The 17,678-nt window shown below is 61.3% G+C and carries 14 protein-coding genes; 9 read left to right on the top strand and 5 right to left on the bottom strand.

The features are described 5' to 3' along the window. The first annotated feature begins 30 nt into the window (after positions 1 to 30). The 3 genes from OOT55_RS08395 (at position 31) to rhlB (ending at position 4,216) form a co-directional block, all read left to right on the top strand. Positions 31 to 558 (top strand): DUF3617 domain-containing protein, encoded by a 528-nt coding sequence (locus tag OOT55_RS08395; protein WP_265368642.1) that lies wholly within the window; start codon positions 31 to 33, stop codon positions 556 to 558. A 121-nt stretch (positions 559 to 679) separates the two neighbouring features. Continuing rightward, complete coding sequence (gene ilvD, locus OOT55_RS08390; protein WP_265368641.1) at positions 680 to 2,353, top strand: dihydroxy-acid dehydratase; 1,674 nt, start codon at positions 680 to 682, stop codon at positions 2,351 to 2,353. A 189-nt stretch (positions 2,354 to 2,542) separates the two neighbouring features. Next, on the top strand, positions 2,543 to 4,216 hold the full coding sequence (gene rhlB / locus OOT55_RS08385; RefSeq protein WP_416140984.1) for an ATP-dependent RNA helicase RhlB: 1,674 nt from the start codon (positions 2,543 to 2,545) through the stop codon (positions 4,214 to 4,216). Between the two features lie 139 nt (positions 4,217 to 4,355). On the opposite strand, the gene rrtA is transcribed toward rhlB, so the two are convergent. The 5 genes from rrtA to gatC all read right to left on the bottom strand — a co-directional run bounded on the left by rrtA (position 4,356) and on the right by gatC (position 8,611). Further along, the gene (gene rrtA / locus OOT55_RS08380) at positions 4,356 to 4,946 is read right to left on the bottom strand and encodes a rhombosortase (RefSeq protein WP_265368639.1); all 591 of its coding nucleotides are present in this window, start codon (positions 4,944 to 4,946) and stop codon (positions 4,356 to 4,358) included. 6 nt (positions 4,947 to 4,952) lie between these two features. Continuing rightward, positions 4,953 to 5,252, bottom strand: coding sequence for a PA4642 family protein (locus OOT55_RS08375; RefSeq protein ID WP_265368638.1), 300 nt, complete (start codon positions 5,250 to 5,252; stop codon positions 4,953 to 4,955). 32 nt (positions 5,253 to 5,284) lie between these two features. Beyond that, on the bottom strand, positions 5,285 to 6,730 hold the full coding sequence (gatB, locus tag OOT55_RS08370) for an Asp-tRNA(Asn)/Glu-tRNA(Gln) amidotransferase subunit GatB (RefSeq protein ID WP_265368637.1): 1,446 nt from the start codon (positions 6,728 to 6,730) through the stop codon (positions 5,285 to 5,287). A 38-nt stretch (positions 6,731 to 6,768) separates the two neighbouring features. Next, on the bottom strand, positions 6,769 to 8,223 hold the full coding sequence (gatA, locus tag OOT55_RS08365; protein WP_265368636.1) for an Asp-tRNA(Asn)/Glu-tRNA(Gln) amidotransferase subunit GatA: 1,455 nt from the start codon (positions 8,221 to 8,223) through the stop codon (positions 6,769 to 6,771). Between the two features lie 100 nt (positions 8,224 to 8,323). After that, on the bottom strand, positions 8,324 to 8,611 hold the full coding sequence (gene gatC / locus OOT55_RS08360) for an Asp-tRNA(Asn)/Glu-tRNA(Gln) amidotransferase subunit GatC (protein WP_265368635.1): 288 nt from the start codon (positions 8,609 to 8,611) through the stop codon (positions 8,324 to 8,326). Positions 8,612 to 9,026: 415 nt separating this feature from the next. Here gatC and OOT55_RS08355 point away from each other — a divergent pair, with 415 nt between their 5' ends. The 6 genes from OOT55_RS08355 to OOT55_RS08330 all read left to right on the top strand — a co-directional run bounded on the left by OOT55_RS08355 (position 9,027) and on the right by OOT55_RS08330 (position 17,677). Next, positions 9,027 to 10,061: a rod shape-determining protein gene (locus OOT55_RS08355; protein WP_265368634.1), complete on the top strand. Its 1,035-nt coding sequence runs from the start codon at positions 9,027 to 9,029 to the stop codon at positions 10,059 to 10,061. Between the two features lie 62 nt (positions 10,062 to 10,123). Then, entirely contained in the window at positions 10,124 to 11,011 is an 888-nt protein-coding gene (mreC, locus tag OOT55_RS08350; protein ID WP_265368806.1) for a rod shape-determining protein MreC, read from the top strand. After that, positions 11,004 to 11,495 (top strand): rod shape-determining protein MreD, encoded by a 492-nt coding sequence (mreD, locus tag OOT55_RS08345; protein WP_265368633.1) that lies wholly within the window; start codon positions 11,004 to 11,006, stop codon positions 11,493 to 11,495. The genes mreC and mreD overlap by 8 nt, the downstream gene beginning before the upstream one ends. A 49-nt stretch (positions 11,496 to 11,544) precedes the next feature. After that, positions 11,545 to 12,165 (top strand): Maf family protein, encoded by a 621-nt coding sequence (locus OOT55_RS08340; RefSeq protein WP_265368632.1) that lies wholly within the window; start codon positions 11,545 to 11,547, stop codon positions 12,163 to 12,165. After that, positions 12,162 to 13,628, top strand: a complete 1,467-nt coding sequence (gene rng / locus OOT55_RS08335; RefSeq protein ID WP_265368631.1) for a ribonuclease G — start codon at positions 12,162 to 12,164, stop codon at positions 13,626 to 13,628. Before OOT55_RS08340 ends, rng begins: the two co-directional genes overlap by 4 nt. A gap of 74 nt (positions 13,629 to 13,702) precedes the next feature. Next, entirely contained in the window at positions 13,703 to 17,677 is a 3,975-nt protein-coding gene (locus OOT55_RS08330; RefSeq protein WP_265368630.1) for a YhdP family protein, read from the top strand. Position 17,678 lies beyond the last annotated feature (1 nt).

The following is a 17,678-nucleotide window of genomic DNA, read 5'->3' as shown; positions in this document are numbered from 1 at the left end:
TTTCAATCACCGTCTACAAGGACTTCAGTTATGACCTTTCAACGATTTTTCCGCACTCTGCTTCCTTCCCTGTGCGCCCTGGGCATCAGTCTGGGTGTGCAAGCTGACTCACTCAATATCAAACCCGGTCTCTGGGAGCACCAGATGTCCATGAAAAGTGAAAGCGGTCAGTTGGAGCAGCAACTGGAGATGGTGCGCCAGCAGATGGAAGCCATGCCTCCCGCCCAGAAAAAGATGATGGAAGACATGATGGCAAAGCAGGGGTTGTCCATGGATTTCAGCAGTCAGACCGTACGCAACTGCCTGACCGAGGAAGAGGCTGCCCGGGGTGAGTTTGAGTGGGGCGAGAACACCAACTGCGAACACAACGTTGTGAGCCGTGGTGACCAGACCCGCATTGAATTTACCTGCCCGGACGACAACGCTCAGGGCGAAATGGTGTTGGACGGAGATTCGGCCTACACCGGTCAGTCAACGGCACTGGTGGACTTTGGAGGCACCCCGGAAAAGGTCACCATTACCCATAGTGGACAGTGGGTGAGCGCCGACTGCCCCTGAGTCGGGTGGTCAGTGCTCAGCCCGCCACGGTTGCGAAAAAGGGCCAGCTCACCCACTATATCGGCTGTTCAGGATGAGAAAACACGCTTGAATCACCGTTGATCAGTAGGAGCCATCCCGTATGAGTCAGGACCATCGCCGCCGATACTCCAGCCCCGTGGTGGACGGGGTTGGCAAAGCCGCCAGTCGCGCCATGCTGCGCGCCACCGGGTTTACCGATGAGGACTTCCGCAAGCCCCAGGTCGGTATCGCCTCGACCTGGAGCAATCTCACCCCCTGCAATATGCACATCGACGGCCTGGCCCGAGAAGCGGCTGAGGGGGCCGATGGCGCCGGTGGGAAAAGTCTGATCTTCAACACCATCACCGTCTCGGACGGTATCGCCAACGGCACCGAGGGGATGAAGTACTCCCTGGTCTCCCGCGAGGTCATTGCCGACTCGATCGAAACCGTGGCGGGCTGCGAAGGCTTTGATGGCCTGGTGGCCATTGGCGGGTGCGACAAGAATATGCCCGGCTGTCTGATGGGGCTGGCGCGGTTGAATCGCCCCTCCGTCTTTGTCTACGGCGGCACCATCAAACCCGGCGCCAATCACACCGACATCGTCTCGGTGTTTGAGGCAGTGGGTGCGCACGCCAAGGGCGATAAAACCCTGATCGAGGTGAAACAGATCGAAGAGACCGCCATCCCCGGTGCCGGCTCCTGTGGCGGCATGTACACCGCCAATACCATGGCCTCGGCCATCGAAGCGATGGGCATGAGCCTGCCCGGCAGTTCCGCCCAGAACGCCGAGGACAACGACAAGCTGGCCGATTGCCGCGCCGCCGGCGCCGCCGTGCTCACCCTGCTGGAAAAAGACCTCAAGCCCCGGGACATCATGACCCGGAAAGCGTTCGAAAACGCCATTACCGTGGTCATCGCCCTGGGTGGCTCCACCAACGCGGTGTTGCACCTGCTGGGGCTGGCCCATACCGTTGAGGTGGACCTGACCCTGGAAGACTTCACCCGCATTGGTGCCCGCGTCCCGGTGCTGGCGGACCTGCGCCCCAGCGGCCACTACATGATGAGCGAGCTGGTCGCCATTGGCGGCATCCAGCCGTTGATGAAGATCCTACTGGAGGCCGGTCTGCTGCACGGCGACTGCATGACCGTCACCGGTCTGACCCTGGCGGAAAACCTGGCCGGGGTGAAACCCTACCCCGAGGAGCAGGACATTATTCACGCCCTCGACAATCCGGTGAAAAAGGACAGTCATCTGCGTATTCTCTACGGTAACCTGGCGCCCACGGGCGCGGTGGCCAAGATCACGGGCAAGGAGGGCACGCATTTCACCGGCCGGGCCCGGGTGTTTCACTCGGAAGAGGAAGCCACGGACCGGATCATGGACGGCACTGTGGTGGCCGGGGATGTGCTGGTCATCCGCTACGAGGGGCCCAAGGGCGGCCCAGGTATGCGCGAGATGTTGACCCCCACCTCGGCGATCATGGGCAAGGGGCTGGGCAATTCGGTGGCGCTGATCACCGACGGCCGCTTCTCGGGCGGCAGCCACGGCTTTGTGGTGGGACACGTGACCCCCGAAGCTCAGGAGGGCGGCCCGATTGCGCTGGTGGAGGACGGTGACGAAATCGTGATCGACGCTGAAGCCAACACCATTTCGGTCACCCTGGACGACGCCGAACTCGACCGTCGCCGCCAACGCTGGCAGGAACCACCGCTACGTTACACCCGCGGCGTCCTGGCCAAATACGCCAAAACCGTCAGCTCCGCCTCGGAGGGTGCCGTCACCGACAAATGATGGCGCACTTCGACTAAAGGGCTGAGGGAGGGCTTCCCCTCTCCGGCCCGGGCGTGATGTGAACTGCGGTCTCAAAAGGGTACCTTCAGCCGCGGCGCTAGATTCGAAGTATCGACACCAGACCCCTGGTGGGAGAGGGCGGCGGTTTCCTGTATACTTCGCGCAAAGTTTGTACAGTAGGTGATCGTTTTGATTGGAAAACTCTTCAAAAAGCTGGCCGGGGACTCCAAACCGGCCAACAACTCCGAGACCCGCAAAGGGCGCAGCCCCAAAAATCAAACCGACAACCCGCGCAGCGGCGCCGAGCAAAAGCCCCGCAATGGCAAGCCCGGCGGCAACCGTCGGCGCAAACCGCGCCGTGCCCAGGGCTCCGGCGGGCGTGCAAACTCGCAGGAAAAGCAGGGTCAGCCGGAGAAGGCCGGCAACCCCGAGGCCAACAATGAGCCCGGAAACCAAGGCTCCGGCAAGAAAGGTGGCAACCGCCGCCGAGGCCGGAACAACAATCGCCGCCGAGGCGGCCAAAACAAGAGCAACAATAAACCTATGGCCAACCAACCCTGGGATATCTCACAGTTTCCGGTGCCCGAAGTCGAAGGCAAACTGCGCTTTCACGATTTTGGCCTCGAAAATGACCTCATGCACGCCATTGCCGACCTCGGCTTTGAGTACTGCTCCCCGATTCAGGCGCAATCGCTGCCCCTGGCCCTGCAGGGCAAAGACGTGGTGGGCAAGGCCCAGACCGGTACCGGTAAAACCGCCGCCTTCCTCACCGCCGTGATTGATGACCTGCTCAAGCACCCCATCGAAGAGCAGCGTTACGCTGGCGAGGCGCGGGCGCTGGTCATTGCGCCCACCCGCGAGCTGGTCATGCAGATCGCCGATGACGCCAAGCTGCTGTGTAAATACACCGATCTGCAGATCCACACACTGGTCGGCGGCATGGATTACGGCAAACAGCAGCGCCGCCTGCACGACAGCCTGGTCGACATACTGGTGGCCACCCCCGGTCGTCTGCTGGACTTCTGCCGCCAGCGCGACGTGTTCCTCGACCAGTTGGAAATTCTGGTGATCGACGAGGCGGACCGGATGCTCGATATGGGCTTTATTCCACAAGTGCGCCAGATCGTCCGTCAGACGCCCAAGCGGGAAGACCGACAGACCCTGTTTTTCTCGGCCACGTTCACCGAAGAGGTTGAGCGTCTGGTGGAGCAGTGGACCCACGAGCCCACCACCATCGAAATTCAGCCCGAGAGTGTGGCAACCGACACGGTAGAGCAGCATGTCTACCTGGCCGCGACCGAAGAAAAGTATCCGATGCTCTACAACCTGATTCAGCAGGACGATGTGGAGAGTCTGATCGTGTTCGCCAACCGCCGGGATCAGTGCCGCGACCTGCATGAGAAGCTGCGTCGGCACGATATCAAGGTGGGCCTGCTATCGGGCGAGATTCCCCAGAACAAGCGGGTCAGCACCCTGAATGCCTTCAAGGAAGGTGATCTGAAAGTGTTGGTCGCCACCGACGTGGCGGGCCGGGGCATCCATATCAGCGGGATCAGCCATGTGGTGAATTTCACCCTGCCGGAGGAGCCGGAAGATTACGTGCATCGCATCGGGCGTACGGGTCGGGCGGGCAAGCACGGCACCTCGGTCAGTTTTGCCTGTGAGGACGATGCCATGTTGTTGCCGCCGATTGAGGCGCTGTTGGGCGAGTCGATCAAGTGCGAGCAGCCGCCAGAGGAGTTGCTGGCTGAAACCCCGCCCATGAAGCCCGCCGCGCCCCGGCGCCGTTCATCGGGCGGCAGTGGTGGTCGCCCAGGCGGCAATCGCAGCGGCGGCGGTCGGGGCCGGCCGCGTAGTTCGTAGGACGGGGGCGCTTCGTGGCGTAGTGCTCCGCCTAGGTGACCCCTTGTGAGACACGCCGTAAACCCCGTTTCCGCATCACGTTCCGGGAAGTAGCACCAAAGGTCGCGTAGGGCGGGTAAGCGAGGCGCACCCGCCGTAACTAAACGTGACTGCTTCGCCACGTTCGCCACAAGAAAACCCCAACTCCCCAAACCAACCCAATCACCGCCCCATACAAATGCGCATCCACCGCTACCGGGACGGGCAAAAGCTCGTGTGATGTGTCATACCCGGGCCACTGCTCCTGCACGATTTTATAAGTCACCACCGCCAAGGCCAGACCACTCATCCACGGCGTCTGTTTGAAGGTCAAGATTACCCCGGCCACCAACAATCCATGCAGTGCACCAGACAGCCCCGCGTAATAATCCAGGTCGGTGTTGAACCACTGAATCCCGATGCCCACACCCAGTAAACAGGTCAATAACAGAAGGCCATAGTGGCGCAGCGGAATCTCCTGAAACAGAATCCAGCCGCACAACATGAAGGCGCCCAGGTTCATCGCCAGGTGGTAGGGGCCGTAGTGGATCCAGTGGCCGGTAAGCAGCCGCCAGAGTTCGCCCTGGGCGACGGCGTCGCGGTTGAGTTCAAGCAGGGGCTCGGTCACGCTTTGCAGTGCGCCGAGCAGGACCATCATCACGCTCAGCCCCAGGGTGAGCCAGAGGCTGGGTGTGAAACGCAGGAAGGGCAAGGCCGGTTACTCGGCGCCGGCCTGTTTCAGGGCGGCGATGTAATCGTCCGCCAGACGGTGGTCCTTGATGGTCTGCAGGAAGGTTTTTCCGTCCGGCCCGGGGGCGTTCAGGTTGTGGCCGCGCTCGACAAAAAAGCGCACGAAAGTGGCGAAGTTTTCTTCGCGCATACCGCGGTAGGCCTTCTCCAGCAGGTGGAAGTCCCGGTCCATACCCTCCGGTGCCGGGTACTGAAAAAAGCTTTTGATGCGCTCGTCATCAAACACTTCACCGAGGACTTTCTTTTTGTCTTTTTTCAATTCGCTCATGACTGCTTGTATCTCCATTTGGCTGAAAGGGTTCAACCTTCCAGCTTCTTGATCAGAATCTCATTGACGGCCTGTGGGTTCGCCTGGCCTTTGCTGGCTTTCATGATCTGGCCGACGAAGAAGCCGAGCATTTTGGGGCGTTTGGCCGGGTCGGCGTTGCGGTAGTTGTCCACCTGTGCCTGGTTGTTGGCAATCACCTCGTCCACCATTTTTTCCAGGGCGCCGGTGTCGGATACCTGTTTCAGGCCCTGCTTCTCGATGATGGTGTCGGCGTCGCCTTCACCCCGGGTCATGGCCTCAAACACTTTCTTGGCAATCTTGCTGGAAATGGTGCCGTCTTTGATGCGCTCAATCAGGCCGCCGAGTTGCACCGGGGTGACCGGGGACTGGGCGATGCCGATTTCCTCTTTGTTCAGGTAGGCGGACAGGTCGGCCATGATCCAGTTGCCCGCCAGCTTGGCTTCGCCGCAGGCTTTTACCGTGGCTTCGAAGTAGTCTGCCGTGGCCCGGTCACCGGCCAGTTGGCCCGCATCGTACTCGGGCAGATCGTACTCCTTGATAAAGCGCTCGCGCCGCGCTTCCGGCAGCTCGGGCATGTCTTTGCGCACGGCTTCGATGAATTCGTCGTCGATGATCACCGGCAGCAGGTCCGGGCAGGGGAAGTAGCGGTAATCGTTGGAGTCTTCCTTGGTGCGCATGGAGCGGGCGGTTTTGGTGTCGCCGTTGTACAGGCGGGTTTCCTGTACGATCTTGCCGCCGTCTTCGAGCACCTCGATCTGCCGCTCCACTTCCAGGGCAATCGCTTCTTCCATGAAACGGAAAGAGTTGAGGTTTTTGGTTTCGGTCCGGGTGCCGAGTCCTTCCTCGCCCTTGAGACGCACGGAGATGTTGACGTCGAAGCGCATGGAGCCCTGGGACATGTCGCCGTCGCAGATTTCCAGGGAGGTGACGATGTTGTGCAGCTGTTTGGCAAAGGCGACGGCTTCTTCGGCACTGCGCATGTCCGGTTCCGTGACCACTTCGATCAGCGGGGTGCCGGCACGGTTGAGGTCGATGCCGGTCATGCCGTGGTAGTCCTCGTGCAGGGATTTGCCCGCGTCTTCTTCGAGGTGGGCGTGGTGAATGCGCACACGTTTGGTCCGGCCGCCTTCAAGCTGGAGGTCGACGTAACCCGGGCCGACGATGGGTTCGGCCAACTGGGTGGTCTGGTAGCCTTTGGGCAGGTCGGGGTAGAAGTAGTTTTTCCGTTCGAATACGGAGCGCTTGCCGATTTCAGCATTGACCGCGAGGCCGAATTTGACGGCGTTCTTGAACGCCTGTTCGTTGGCCACGGGCAGGGTGCCGGGCAGCGCCAGGTCGATGGCGCAGGCCTGGGTGTTGGGCTCAGCGCCGAAGGCGGTGCTGGCGCCGGAGAATAATTTGGTGTTGGTGGACAGTTGCACATGCACTTCCAAACCAATGACTGTTTCCCATTCCATCTTTAGTAACCTTAATTCGGTTGGTCTTGGGGCTTTAATTACTCAATCCCCGGCGCACTCTGCTGGTGAAAATCCGTCGCCAACTGGAACTGGTGGGCGACGTTCAACAATTTGCCCTCGGCGAAATAATTGCCGATCAACTGCAGCCCCACCGGCTTTCCATCCACCTGGCCGCAGGGGATGGACAGACCGGGCAGGCCCGCCAGGTTGGTGGGGATGGTGAAGACGTCTTCCAGGTACATGGACACCGGGTCTTTGGTTTTTGAGCCAAAGGCGAACGCCGGTGACGGCGATGTGGGGCCGAGGATGACGTCGACTTCACTGAAGGCGTCGACAAAGTCCTGTTTGATCAAACGGCGTACCTGCTGGGCCTTGTTGTAGTAGGCGTCGTAGTAGCCGGCGGACAGGGCGTAGGTGCCCACGAGTATGCGGCGTTTGACTTCTTCGCCGAAGGCTTCGCTGCGCGAGCGCTCGTACAGGTCGTTCAGGTCTTTCGGATTTTCACAGCGGTAGCCGTAGCGCACACCGTCAAAGCGCGACAGGTTGGCCGAGCACTCGGCCGGCGCGATGACGTAGTAGGCGGCGACGGCCAGGCCGGAGTGGGGTAGGCTGATGGTTTTGATGCTGGCGCCCAGGCTTTCGTAGACTTTGATGGCTGCGTCTACGGCGTTGGCGGTGTCCGGATCCAGTCCGTCGGTGAAGTATTCTTTGGGGACGCCAATTTTCAGGCCGTCGAGAGGCTTATCCAGCTCGGCGGTGTAGTCCTCCAGGGGCTGGTCCACACAGGTGGAGTCCTTGGGGTCGAAGCTGGCCATGGCGTTGAGCAGCAGGGCGGAGTCTTCGGCGGTGCGGGTCAGGGTGCCGGCCTGATCCAGGCTGGAGGCGAAGGCGATCATGCCCCAGCGGCTGACCCGTCCATACGTCGGCTTCAGTCCGGTGAGGCCGCACAGGGCCGCCGGCTGGCGGATGGAGCCGCCGGTGTCGGAGGCGGTGGCGCCGGGGGCCAGATGGGCGGCCACCGAGGCGGCAGAACCACCGGAGGAACCGCCCGGCACGCAGCCGGTGTCCCAGGGGTTTTTCACCGGCCCGTAGAAACTGGTTTCATTGGAGGAGCCCATGGCGAACTCGTCCATATTGGTTTTGCCCAGCATGACCGCACCGGCCGCCTCGTAGTTGTCGACGATGGTGGCATTGTAGGGGGCGATGAAGTTGTCCAGCATCCTGGAGCCGCAACTGGTGCGCACGCCGGTGGTGCAGAAGATGTCCTTGTGAGCGATGGGTATGCCGCACAGCGCTGGCGCGTCCCCCAGGGCCAGCCGCTCGTCGGCTGTGGCTGCCTGAGCGAGAGCCCGCTCTTCAGTAACGGTGATGTAACTGTTGTAGGTCGGGTCCAGGCGCTGGATGCGCTCCAGATAGTGCCGGGTCAGCTCGCGGCTGGAAAACTCCCGGTTGCGCAGTCCCTGAACCAGTTGGGCAATGGTGTGTTGGTGCATTGCGATTTACATCCTCAAATAAGTGTCGGGGCTCAAACCGCTTCAATGGCATAGGGCTCAAAGAGGGTGGGCCGTTCAAAGGTCGGGCCTGGTAGGGCGGTCACTCGATGACGCGGGGTACCAGGTAGAGCCCATCTTCCGTGGCGGGGGCAATGGCCTGGAAGCGGTCCCGCTGATCGGGTTCGGTCACCTGATCGGCGCGCAGGCGCTGGGTGGCGTCCAGCGGATGGGCCATGGGCTTGACGCCATCGGTGTCGACGGCCTGAAGCTGATCGACCAGATTGAGGACGTCGGAGATGCGCTCGGTGACTTGACCGACTTCATCGTCGGAAACAGCGATGCGCGCCAAATGCGCCAGCTTGGCGATGTCGGAAGAGGCGATGGCCATCAAGATGCTCCAGATTGGTGTGGCTCCGGGTCAAAAAGTGCTCAACCGGTGGCCAAAAAGGTCCAAAAGTTCGCGTTTGTGCAATAAGCCGCTAAAGTTATCACATTTGCGCCTTGCCCTAAATCCCTGCCGTTGATAGAGTGCCAGCATCTGCGCCGATGCTTCGGGCCCGCTCAGGGGCCGGGCGCCCGCCAAGCCGCGTCGGGTAAAGCTGTTCAACCTCGTGTAAACTGCTTGAGCCGCGAGTGAATTCGCAGGCGGGGTGCCGGTCTAACCATCGTCCGGAGCTGATCGGCAGCGGACCCGTGGCGATAGCGCCGGATCCGCTGCTGCGGCGGACCATCTGAAAGAATTTTAGGCAGGAGGTCGGTTCCGACCTCCTGCGAGACAGAACAATATAGGGTTGCGTGAACCAATGTTAAAACACCTGCGTGGAGCCTTTTCCAACGATCTTTCCATAGACCTGGGTACCGCCAATACACTGATTTACGTGCGTGGCCGGGGTATCGTCCTGAATGAGCCCTCTGTGGTCGCCATCCGCCATCATAACGGACACAAGATTGTCGAGGCGGTCGGCACTGAAGCGAAGCGTATGCTGGGCCGCACCCCCGGAAACATTACCGCAATCCGCCCCCTGAAAGACGGCGTGATCGCCGACTTCCAGGTAACGGAAAAAATGCTCCAGCACTTCATCAAGAAAGTGCACGAGGCGAGCTGGTTTCAACCCAGTCCCCGGGTCCTGATCAGTGTTCCCTGTCTGTCCACCGAAGTGGAAAAACGGGCTATCCGCGAATCCGCCATGGGCGCGGGCGCCCGGGAAGTGCGCCTGATCGAAGAGCCCATGGCCGCAGCGATTGGTGCCGGTCTGAAGGTGTCCGAAGCCAGCGGTTCGATGGTGGTTGATATCGGTGGTGGCACCACGGAAATTGCCGTGATCTCGCTCAATGGCGTGGTCTACTCGGATTCAGTGCGCATCGGCGGCGATCGCTTTGATGAAGCCATCGTCAATTACGTTCGCCGCCATTATGGCAGTGTGATTGGTGATGCGACGGCCGAGCGAATCAAGCAGGAAGTCGGCTGCGCATTCGCTGGCAGTGAAGTGCGCGAAATTGATGTGCGTGGGCGCAACCTGGCCGAAGGGGTGCCGCGCAGCTTTACCCTGAACAGTGACGAGATTCTGGAAGCCCTGCAGGAGCCACTGGCGGGTATTGTCCAGGCGGTGAAAAGCGCCCTGGAGCAATCCCCACCGGAACTGGCGGCCGATATCGCCGAGAGTGGCGTCGTTCTGACCGGCGGTGGTGCGCTGTTGCGTGACATCGATCGCCTGTTGTCCAACGAAACCGGTCTGCCCTTTATTGTGGCGGAAGACCCGCTCACCTGTGTAGCACGAGGCGGCGGTCTGGCAATGGAAATGATGGACAAACGGAATATCGATCTGCTGTCTTCCTGACGGGTTGCTGGGCCCAGAGTTAACGGGATCCACACTGAGCGGGAGAGGGTGTTATTAAAACGCTGTTTACCAAAGGCCCGGCGGTTGCCTCGCGCGCGTTGTTTTTCAGCGTGGTGGCCGTTGGTCTCATACTTGTCAGTCTGTACACCGATTGGCTGGCGCCCGTGCGCGCTCAGCTTGGTGCGGTCGCGACACCTTTCTATTGGGTCACCAACCTGCCGCAGCGCATTGGCGATTGGGGCGATACTACCTTTGCGAGCCGTCAGGCGTTACGCGAAGAAAATGAAGCCCTGAAATCCGAGCTGTTGATTCTTCAGCGCAAACTGCAGCAGATGGCCGCTCTGGCCGCGGAAAACGTGCGCCTGCGCCGGTTGCTCGGCTCCAGTGACATGCTTCAGGATAACGTGTTGGTGGCGGAGCTGGTGGGTGTGTCTCCCAACCCCCTCAGTCACTCCGTGGTCATCAATAAAGGCGCTCAGGACGGTGTTTACAGCGGGCAGCCGGTACTGGATGCCTTCGGCCTGATGGGGCAGGTCGTGGAGGCCAACCCGAACAGCAGCCGGGTGTTGTTAATCACCGACACCAGCCATGCGCTGCCGGTCCAGGTCAACCGCAACGGTGTCCGGGCCATTGCGGAGGGAACCGGACACATCAACCGCTTGCGTCTTCGCCACGTATCCAATACCACGGACATTCGGGTCGGCGACCTGCTGGTGAGCTCCGGGCTGGGAGACCGTTTCCCGGTAGGCTATCCGGTGGCGGAAGTGGAACAGGTCGTTCGGGACCCCGGACAATCGTTTTCGACGGTCATCGCCCGTCCCATGGCGCGTCTTGACCGCAGCCGACACCTACTATTGGTATTCGCCGGCGGTGCGTCCGAGCGTGGCGCCGCCGAGCAACTCGCCCCGGAGGTTCCAATCGAAGGGGCCGGGGGCGAGGCCGATGATTGATCTGACTCGCGGCCATAACCGGTGGCTGGTATTAGTGGCCCTGTTATTGGCTCTGACGTTGGCCGTTTATCCACTGCCTCTGGAATGGCGCTGGTGGCGGCCCGAGTTTGTCATGTTGGTGGTGATCTACTGGGTGTTTACGCTGCCGGACCATGTCAGTCTGACCCAGGTTGCCCTGCTTGGGCTGATTCAGGATCTGGTGGAAGGGACACCGCTCGGGCAGCACGCCCTGGGGTTGGTGATCGTGACCTACATTGCCCTGCAATCTTACCGGCGGTTTGGGAACTACGCCCTGTGGCAACAGGCTTGCTGGGTGTTTGTACTGGTGGGCATCGCTCAGATGACCAGCAACTGGGTACACAGCCTGTCCGGCGGTCATGTGTCGGGCCTGCAATTTCTTTACCCGGCACTGGTCAGCGCCGTGCTCTGGCCTCTGGTGCATGTGGGCTTTGAGGGCCTTCGCCACCGTTATCGAATCCAGTGAGTCGCTGGTTTCGCCTCGGCCCTGTCAACAGACCCTGGAGAGACGTGACATGACGGATCTGTATCTTGCCTCCCAATCCCCGCGACGTCGGGAGCTGCTCGGTCAGTTGGGGGTGCGCTTTGAGTCCCTGACGCTGTCCGTGCCGGAGGAGCGCGGGGCGCAGGAGCCGCCGGCCCAGTACGTCGAGCGATTGGCACTGGAAAAGGCCCGGGCCGGGCAGGCCCGCCTTCGTGAGTTGGAACTGCCTCCCGCGCCGGTGCTGGGGTCCGATACCATTGGTGTCTGTCTGGGTAAAGTGCTGGAAAAACCGCGGGGGCGCGACCATGCCCTGACCATGTGGCGCTTGATGTCCGGTCGCGAGCACCAGGTCATGACCGCCGTTGCCGTCTGTTCGGCGGAGCGGGAAGCGGTCTGTCGGGTCACTACCACCGTCTGGTTCCGGACCCTGGATGAACGTGAGATGGAAGCTTACTGGGCTTCCGGCGAACCCCGCGACAAGGCGGGTGGGTATGGCATTCAGGGGCTGGGTGGCGTATTTGTGGATCGAATCGAAGGCAGTTACAGCGCGGTTGTGGGCCTGCCATTGGCCCAGACTGCCGGGCTGCTCAATCAATTTCAGGTGCCCTGGTGGGGTCATCCCGCCGAAGCACCCACAGGCGAGCGTCCATGAGTGAAGAACTACTGATCAATGTCTCTCCCGTGGAAACCCGGGTTGCCCTGGTGGAAAACGGGGTGGTTCAGGAGCTGCACATCGAGCGCAGCCACGGGAAGGGCTACGTCGGCAACATCTACAAAGGCAAAGTGGTTCGGGTACTGCCCGGCATGCAGGCCGCGTTTGTGGAAATCGGTCTGGCCCGCACTGCCTTCATCCACGCCTCGGATATGGCCGAGGCGGATGAGGATGAGGGCCGCCGCGGTGAGGTTCCGGACATCCGGACCCTGGTGCGGGAAGGCCAGACGCTGCTGGTGCAGGTCAGTAAAGACCCCATCGGCACCAAGGGCGCCCGCCTGACGACCAACCTCAGCCTGTCTTCCCGCTATCTGGTGTACATGCCCAACAGCGCTCACATCGGCGTGTCGACCCGTATTGACGATGACGCCGAGCGCCAGCGGTTGCGCGGGCAGGTCGAATCGCTCGCCGAAGAGGCCGGTGTGTCCGGGGGGTTTATCCTTCGCACCGTGGCGGAGGGGGTCGGGGCGGATGAGTTGCGTAACGACATCGATTTTCTGCAGAAGCTCTGGCTCGATTTTCAGGACAAATGCACCCATGCCGCAGTGCCCAGTGCCATTCATACGGATATGCCGTTGTTCCTGCGCGCCCTGAGAGATCTCGCCCGGGCACCGATCGAAAAAATCCGGGTGGACTCGCGCATGAGTTGGACCCAGATGCGGGAATTTGCCACCAGTTACTACCCCGAACTGGTGGATCTGATCGAATGCTACAGTGGCGAACGGCCGTTGCTCGATCTGTACGGTGTGGAGGATGAAATTGCCCGGGCGCTGGACACCCGTGTGCCCCTCAAATCCAACGGCTATCTGATTATCGAGCAGACCGAAGCCATGACCACCGTGGATGTGAACACCGGTGCGTTTGTGGGGCGGCGCAACCTGGAAGAAACGATTTTCAAAACCAATATGGAGGCCGCCAGCGCGATTGTGCGACAATTGCGGCTGCGTAACCTTGGGGGGATCATTATCCTCGACTTCATCGATATGAAGGACCCCGAGCACGAGCGCCAGGTATTGCGGACCCTGGAAAAGGCGCTGGAAAAAGACCACGCCAAGACCAGCATCACCGGGGTGTCCGAGCTGGGATTGGTGGAGATGACCCGCAAGCGTACCCGGGAGTCCCTCGGCCAGATGCTGTGCGAGCCCTGCCCGCTGTGCTCGGGGCGTGGACTGGTGAAGTCCGCCGAGACGGTGTGCTATGAAATTTTCCGGGAAATTCTGCGTGAGGCGCGCGCTTACGATAACGACAAGTTTCTGGTGCTGGCTTCCCAACTGGTGGTGGACCGCCTGCTCGATGAGGAGGCGGCTTACGTCGCCGATCTGGAAGCTTTTATCGGTCGCACCATTGAATTTCAGGTCGAGAGCCTGTTTACCCAGGAACAGTATGACATTGTGCTGGTCTGATTATCGACCCGGGTAAAGAGGAAGATTCTGGCGCCCCAGCCATCCCCTCGGCCGGTTTGAGGAAACCCTCAGGTATGGTTTCGGTGTTAGCTTACCTACTGAAAAAATTCTACATCGTCTGCGCCGTGCTGGTCATTGCCCTCGCGGTAGTGGTGCAATCCGGGCGGAGCCTGTTTCCGTTGCTGGCCAACTATGACCGGCAATTGACGGAGTATCTGTCCGAGCAGTTGGACCTGTCCGTGTCAGTGGAGCGCCTCACGGCCGAGTGGCAGGAGCTCAAACCGAGCCTGACGCTGTACGATCTCAGTGTCAGCGATCCGGAGGGACGTCCCCTGCTCAAGGCGGACCGGGTCCTGCTCCGGTTGAACCTGGTCAGCAGTGCCCTGGAAAGGCGGCTGGCCTGGGACAAGATTGTTCTGCGCCGGCCACAGTTGTCCCTGTCTCAGGGAGCGGATGGTTACTGGGGGCTGCCGGATTTCGTTTCCGATCAGGAGCGACGACCCGCCGACGAACCGCTTGCCCCGGATGATCTGCTCACCCTGTTTGAGGTCGGCACCCGAGTAGAACTGCTCGAAGCCCGCATTGCTCTGGCCTTCGCCAATGGCCATCAACAAACGTTCGCGGCCCCCTATCTGTTGCTTGAGCACGATGATGACTTCCACCGGCTATCATTGCAGGTGGACCTGGAAGGGCGTGACCGCGCGCTGGTGGCGATACTCGAGGGACGCGGTGACCCACGGGACCCGAAAAACTTCCACACCGAAGGTTATCTGAACCTGCGCGATTTCCCCACCCTGGAACCCTTGACGGCGATTGGCGGCATCCTGGTGGGAGAAAGCGAGCACCGGGATTGGTACCGGGAGGGGCGGATGAATGCGAGCCTCTGGTTTTCCAGTCAGGAGGATGGTGGGGGCTACGACTGGGTCGGTGATCTGGGCTTGGACGATGTCGCGCTGCCGTTGGAAGCGTTGACGCTCGACCGGGTCAGCGCCTTGATCAGCGGCGAGTGGCGTCGCTCCGGTCGTTGGCGGGTTGCCCTGCAGGATCTGTCTGCCGAGTGGCGCGACCGGGCGCTGGAGCCGCTTCAGGTCTCTGTATCCACAGCCGGGAATGATGCGCCAATCCATTGGATGATCGATCATATTGACCTGCGCTACTGGACCACGCTGGCCGACCAGCTCGGTCTGCTGGGTGACGGACGTCTGCGGGAGGTGGTACAGACGCTCAACCCCGAGGGCGATGTGCGGCATCTGCAGCTCACCCTGCCCCAGGGTGGCTGGCGGGAATGGGAACTGATGGCCGAACTCGGAGACGTTGCGGTGGAGCCCTGGCAGGGGGTTCCGGGCCTGCAGGGTGTGACCGGGTTTGTCGAGGCCAATCAGCGGGGCGGCCATATTGATCTGGACAGTCGCAACGGTTTTGAGATGTTCTTCGCCAAAACCTACGACGCCCCCATGGCGTACCAGAGTGCACGCGGTCAGGTTGCCTGGCATCTGAGACCGGAAGAGAACCAGATTTACGTCAACAGCGGCCCGCTGTCGCTGCGAGGAACGGGGGAGTCCGCCACCGGCAGCATGTGGCTGTCGCTGCCGTGGGAGCGCAATACCGGCGACATCGACCTGTACCTGGATATTCGCGGTGAGGACTTGGATGCGAATGTGTACAACAAATACCTGCCCAAGGTGGTCCCGGCCTCACTGACCGGTTGGCTCACCCGCAGCCTCGGTGAAAACAACCCGGGCACCGCCCGTTCGGCGCACTTTCTGTTCCGTGGCACCTTGAATCGTCCGGGCCAACCCCGGGTGCGCAGCTACCAACTGGCGCTGGAAATGGCTGGAGCGGATCTGAATTATCACCCGGACTGGCCGGCACTCAGCGACCTGAACGGTCGGCTCATGCTCGACAACAACCGGGTCGATGCCCGGGTTGAGCAGGCCCGGCTCTACAACAGTACCCTGGATACCGCGCGGATTCAGGTGGCAGAGAACCCGGCGGGGGAGGGCCTGTTGCTGAGCATCGACGGGGAGTTGAATGCGCTGGCCAGCGACGGGTTGCAATTGCTGAGAGAGGGTTACCTGCGCCAGTTTGTCGGCGACAACATGGATGCCTGGAGTGTGCAGGGCACCATCGATGCCGATCTGGATCTGAAGATTCCTCTGCAAGCGGGACAGTCCGGCGCTACTCAGCAGGTGGAGATGGAACTGACCGTACCCCGCCTGACCATGAACGACCTAGAGTTGAGTGTCCGGGATCTGGCGGGCCCGCTCCGGTATGACAACGAGCGAGGGTTGAGCAGTTCGGGCCTGACGGGGGAGTTGTTTGGTGAACCGCTGACGCTCGCCATCGCCAGCCGACAGGAGGATGACCGGTCAGTGACCGCCATCGATCTCAGTGGCCGGGCGTCCGGTGCCGGTCTGGCGGAGTGGGCGCAACGCCCCGCGCTGCAGTTCCTGGATGGAACCTTTGATTTTGACGGCGAACTTGAACTCAGCCACTACCGCGAACCCCGGCCCGATCGCGATCAACAATTGGCGGCGTTCACTCTCAGCTCGGATTTGCGGGGCGTTTCGCTGAACGTCCCGGCACCGATCGGGAAAACCGCCGAACAGAGCCGCGAGCTCACCGCCAGTGTGATTCTCGGGCGCCAGAGTGCCCACGCCGAGCTGCATTACAATGACCATTTACAGGCCCAGGCGCAGATCGACCTGGAGCGCCAACAAGTGCAGCGGGTCAGTGTCGGCCTGGGGGTGCCGGCACAACTGCCGGACGCACCGGGGTTGCACCTGAGCGGCGCCCTGGAGACGCTGGATCTGGCGGGGTGGAAGGACGTACTGCGTCGCTATCAGGATCTGATAGCAGATGATGACCAGACCGGTGCCATAGATTCCCTTGAGGGACTTCCCGTGCGGGTCGACCTGGCGCTGGCCCGGTACCCTCTGGGCCCCTTGATGCTGGAAAATCTCAATGTCGGTGCCGTCTCCACCGAGCGTGGCTGGCGCCTGACCTTCGATAACCCCGAGTTGTCTGGTGAACTGGATTGGGAAGCGGGACAGCCGCTGGCGCTTCGTCTGGCCCGGGTTGATTTGCCCCGTTCGGCACTGGAGTCGACCGTCGGGGCGTCTGGAGCGACCGACCGATTTGACCCGAGGCGTCTGCCCGAGGCCCAGGTCGCGATTGAATCGCTCATGCTCGACGGCGAGGACTATGGCCAATGGGAATTCCGGCTGGCGCCGGGCGACCAGGGCTTGATTGTCGACCAGTTGCAGGGACGCGTTCGCGGGCTGACCGTCACCGGACAGGATGAGGGTGACGGTGGCCGGCTGCTCTGGTCGCTGGCCGACGACGCGCCCGACCGGACTTACCTCGCCGCCAGTCTGCGTGCGGGTAACCTGTCCGAGGTAATGCAGCGCTGGGGCCAGTCCGATATTCTCGAAAGTGAATCGGCCGACTATCAACTCGACGTCAGTTGGGACGGCGCCCCCCAGGAGTTTGATCTCGAGACTCTGGAGGGGGATGTGCAGTTCAATGTGACGTCCGGGCGTTTCAAGCGCAATCCGGCAACAGGCAGTGACGGCATTCTGCGGCTCTTTGCGGTGCTCAATTTTGATTCCCTGGCACGCCGGCTGCGGCTCGATTTTTCGGACCTGTACCAAAGTGGTCTGGCGTACGACAGCATTGAGGGTCGCATGACTTTTGACCGGGGGACCCTGGTGTTTTCCGAACCGGTGCAGGTGCGCAGCCCCTCCAGCCGGCTGCAGCTGGCAGGCCGTGCCAATCTGGTGGATGAAACCCTCGATACCCGGTTGGTTGCCACGCTGCCCGTGGCGGGCAATCTGACGTTCCTGACGGCGGTGGCGGCCGGCCTGCCCGCCGCAGCCGGGGTGTTTCTGGTCAGTAAGCTGTTCGAGAAGCAAGTGGATCAGGCCACGAGTATCAGCTATACCATTCGCGGCGACTGGGATGATCCGACCATCAAATTTGATCGAATGTTTGAGGGTGGGGCCGGTCTAACGACTGAGAGCGGCTCTGCAGAGCCCGAATCCCCCTGAG

Source organism: Marinimicrobium sp. C6131 (genome assembly GCF_026153455.1).
GTDB lineage: Bacteria > Pseudomonadota > Gammaproteobacteria > Pseudomonadales > Cellvibrionaceae > Marinimicrobium.
Note: the sequence above shows the minus strand (reverse complement) of the source record. Positions and strands in the feature narration are given on the sequence as shown.

Excerpts from the sequence above, each read along its gene's own strand:
- OOT55_RS08395 (WP_265368642.1), top strand. The coding sequence starts at position 31 with ATGACCTTTCAACGATTTTTCCGCACTCTGCTTCCTTCCCTGTGCGCC.
- ilvD (WP_265368641.1), top strand. The coding sequence starts at position 680 with ATGAGTCAGGACCATCGCCGCCGATACTCCAGCCCCGTGGTGGACGGG.
- OOT55_RS08375 (WP_265368638.1), bottom strand. The coding sequence starts at position 5,252 with ATGAGCGAATTGAAAAAAGACAAAAAGAAAGTCCTCGGTGAAGTGTTT.
- gatB (WP_265368637.1), bottom strand. The coding sequence starts at position 6,730 with ATGGAATGGGAAACAGTCATTGGTTTGGAAGTGCATGTGCAACTGTCC.
- gatA (WP_265368636.1), bottom strand. The coding sequence starts at position 8,223 with ATGCACCAACACACCATTGCCCAACTGGTTCAGGGACTGCGCAACCGG.
- gatC (WP_265368635.1), bottom strand. The coding sequence starts at position 8,611 with ATGGCCATCGCCTCTTCCGACATCGCCAAGCTGGCGCATTTGGCGCGC.
- OOT55_RS08355 (WP_265368634.1), top strand. The coding sequence starts at position 9,027 with ATGTTAAAACACCTGCGTGGAGCCTTTTCCAACGATCTTTCCATAGAC.
- mreD (WP_265368633.1), top strand. The coding sequence starts at position 11,004 with ATGATTGATCTGACTCGCGGCCATAACCGGTGGCTGGTATTAGTGGCC.
- OOT55_RS08340 (WP_265368632.1), top strand. The coding sequence starts at position 11,545 with ATGACGGATCTGTATCTTGCCTCCCAATCCCCGCGACGTCGGGAGCTG.
- rng (WP_265368631.1), top strand. The coding sequence starts at position 12,162 with ATGAGTGAAGAACTACTGATCAATGTCTCTCCCGTGGAAACCCGGGTT.
- OOT55_RS08330 (WP_265368630.1), top strand. The coding sequence starts at position 13,703 with ATGGTTTCGGTGTTAGCTTACCTACTGAAAAAATTCTACATCGTCTGC.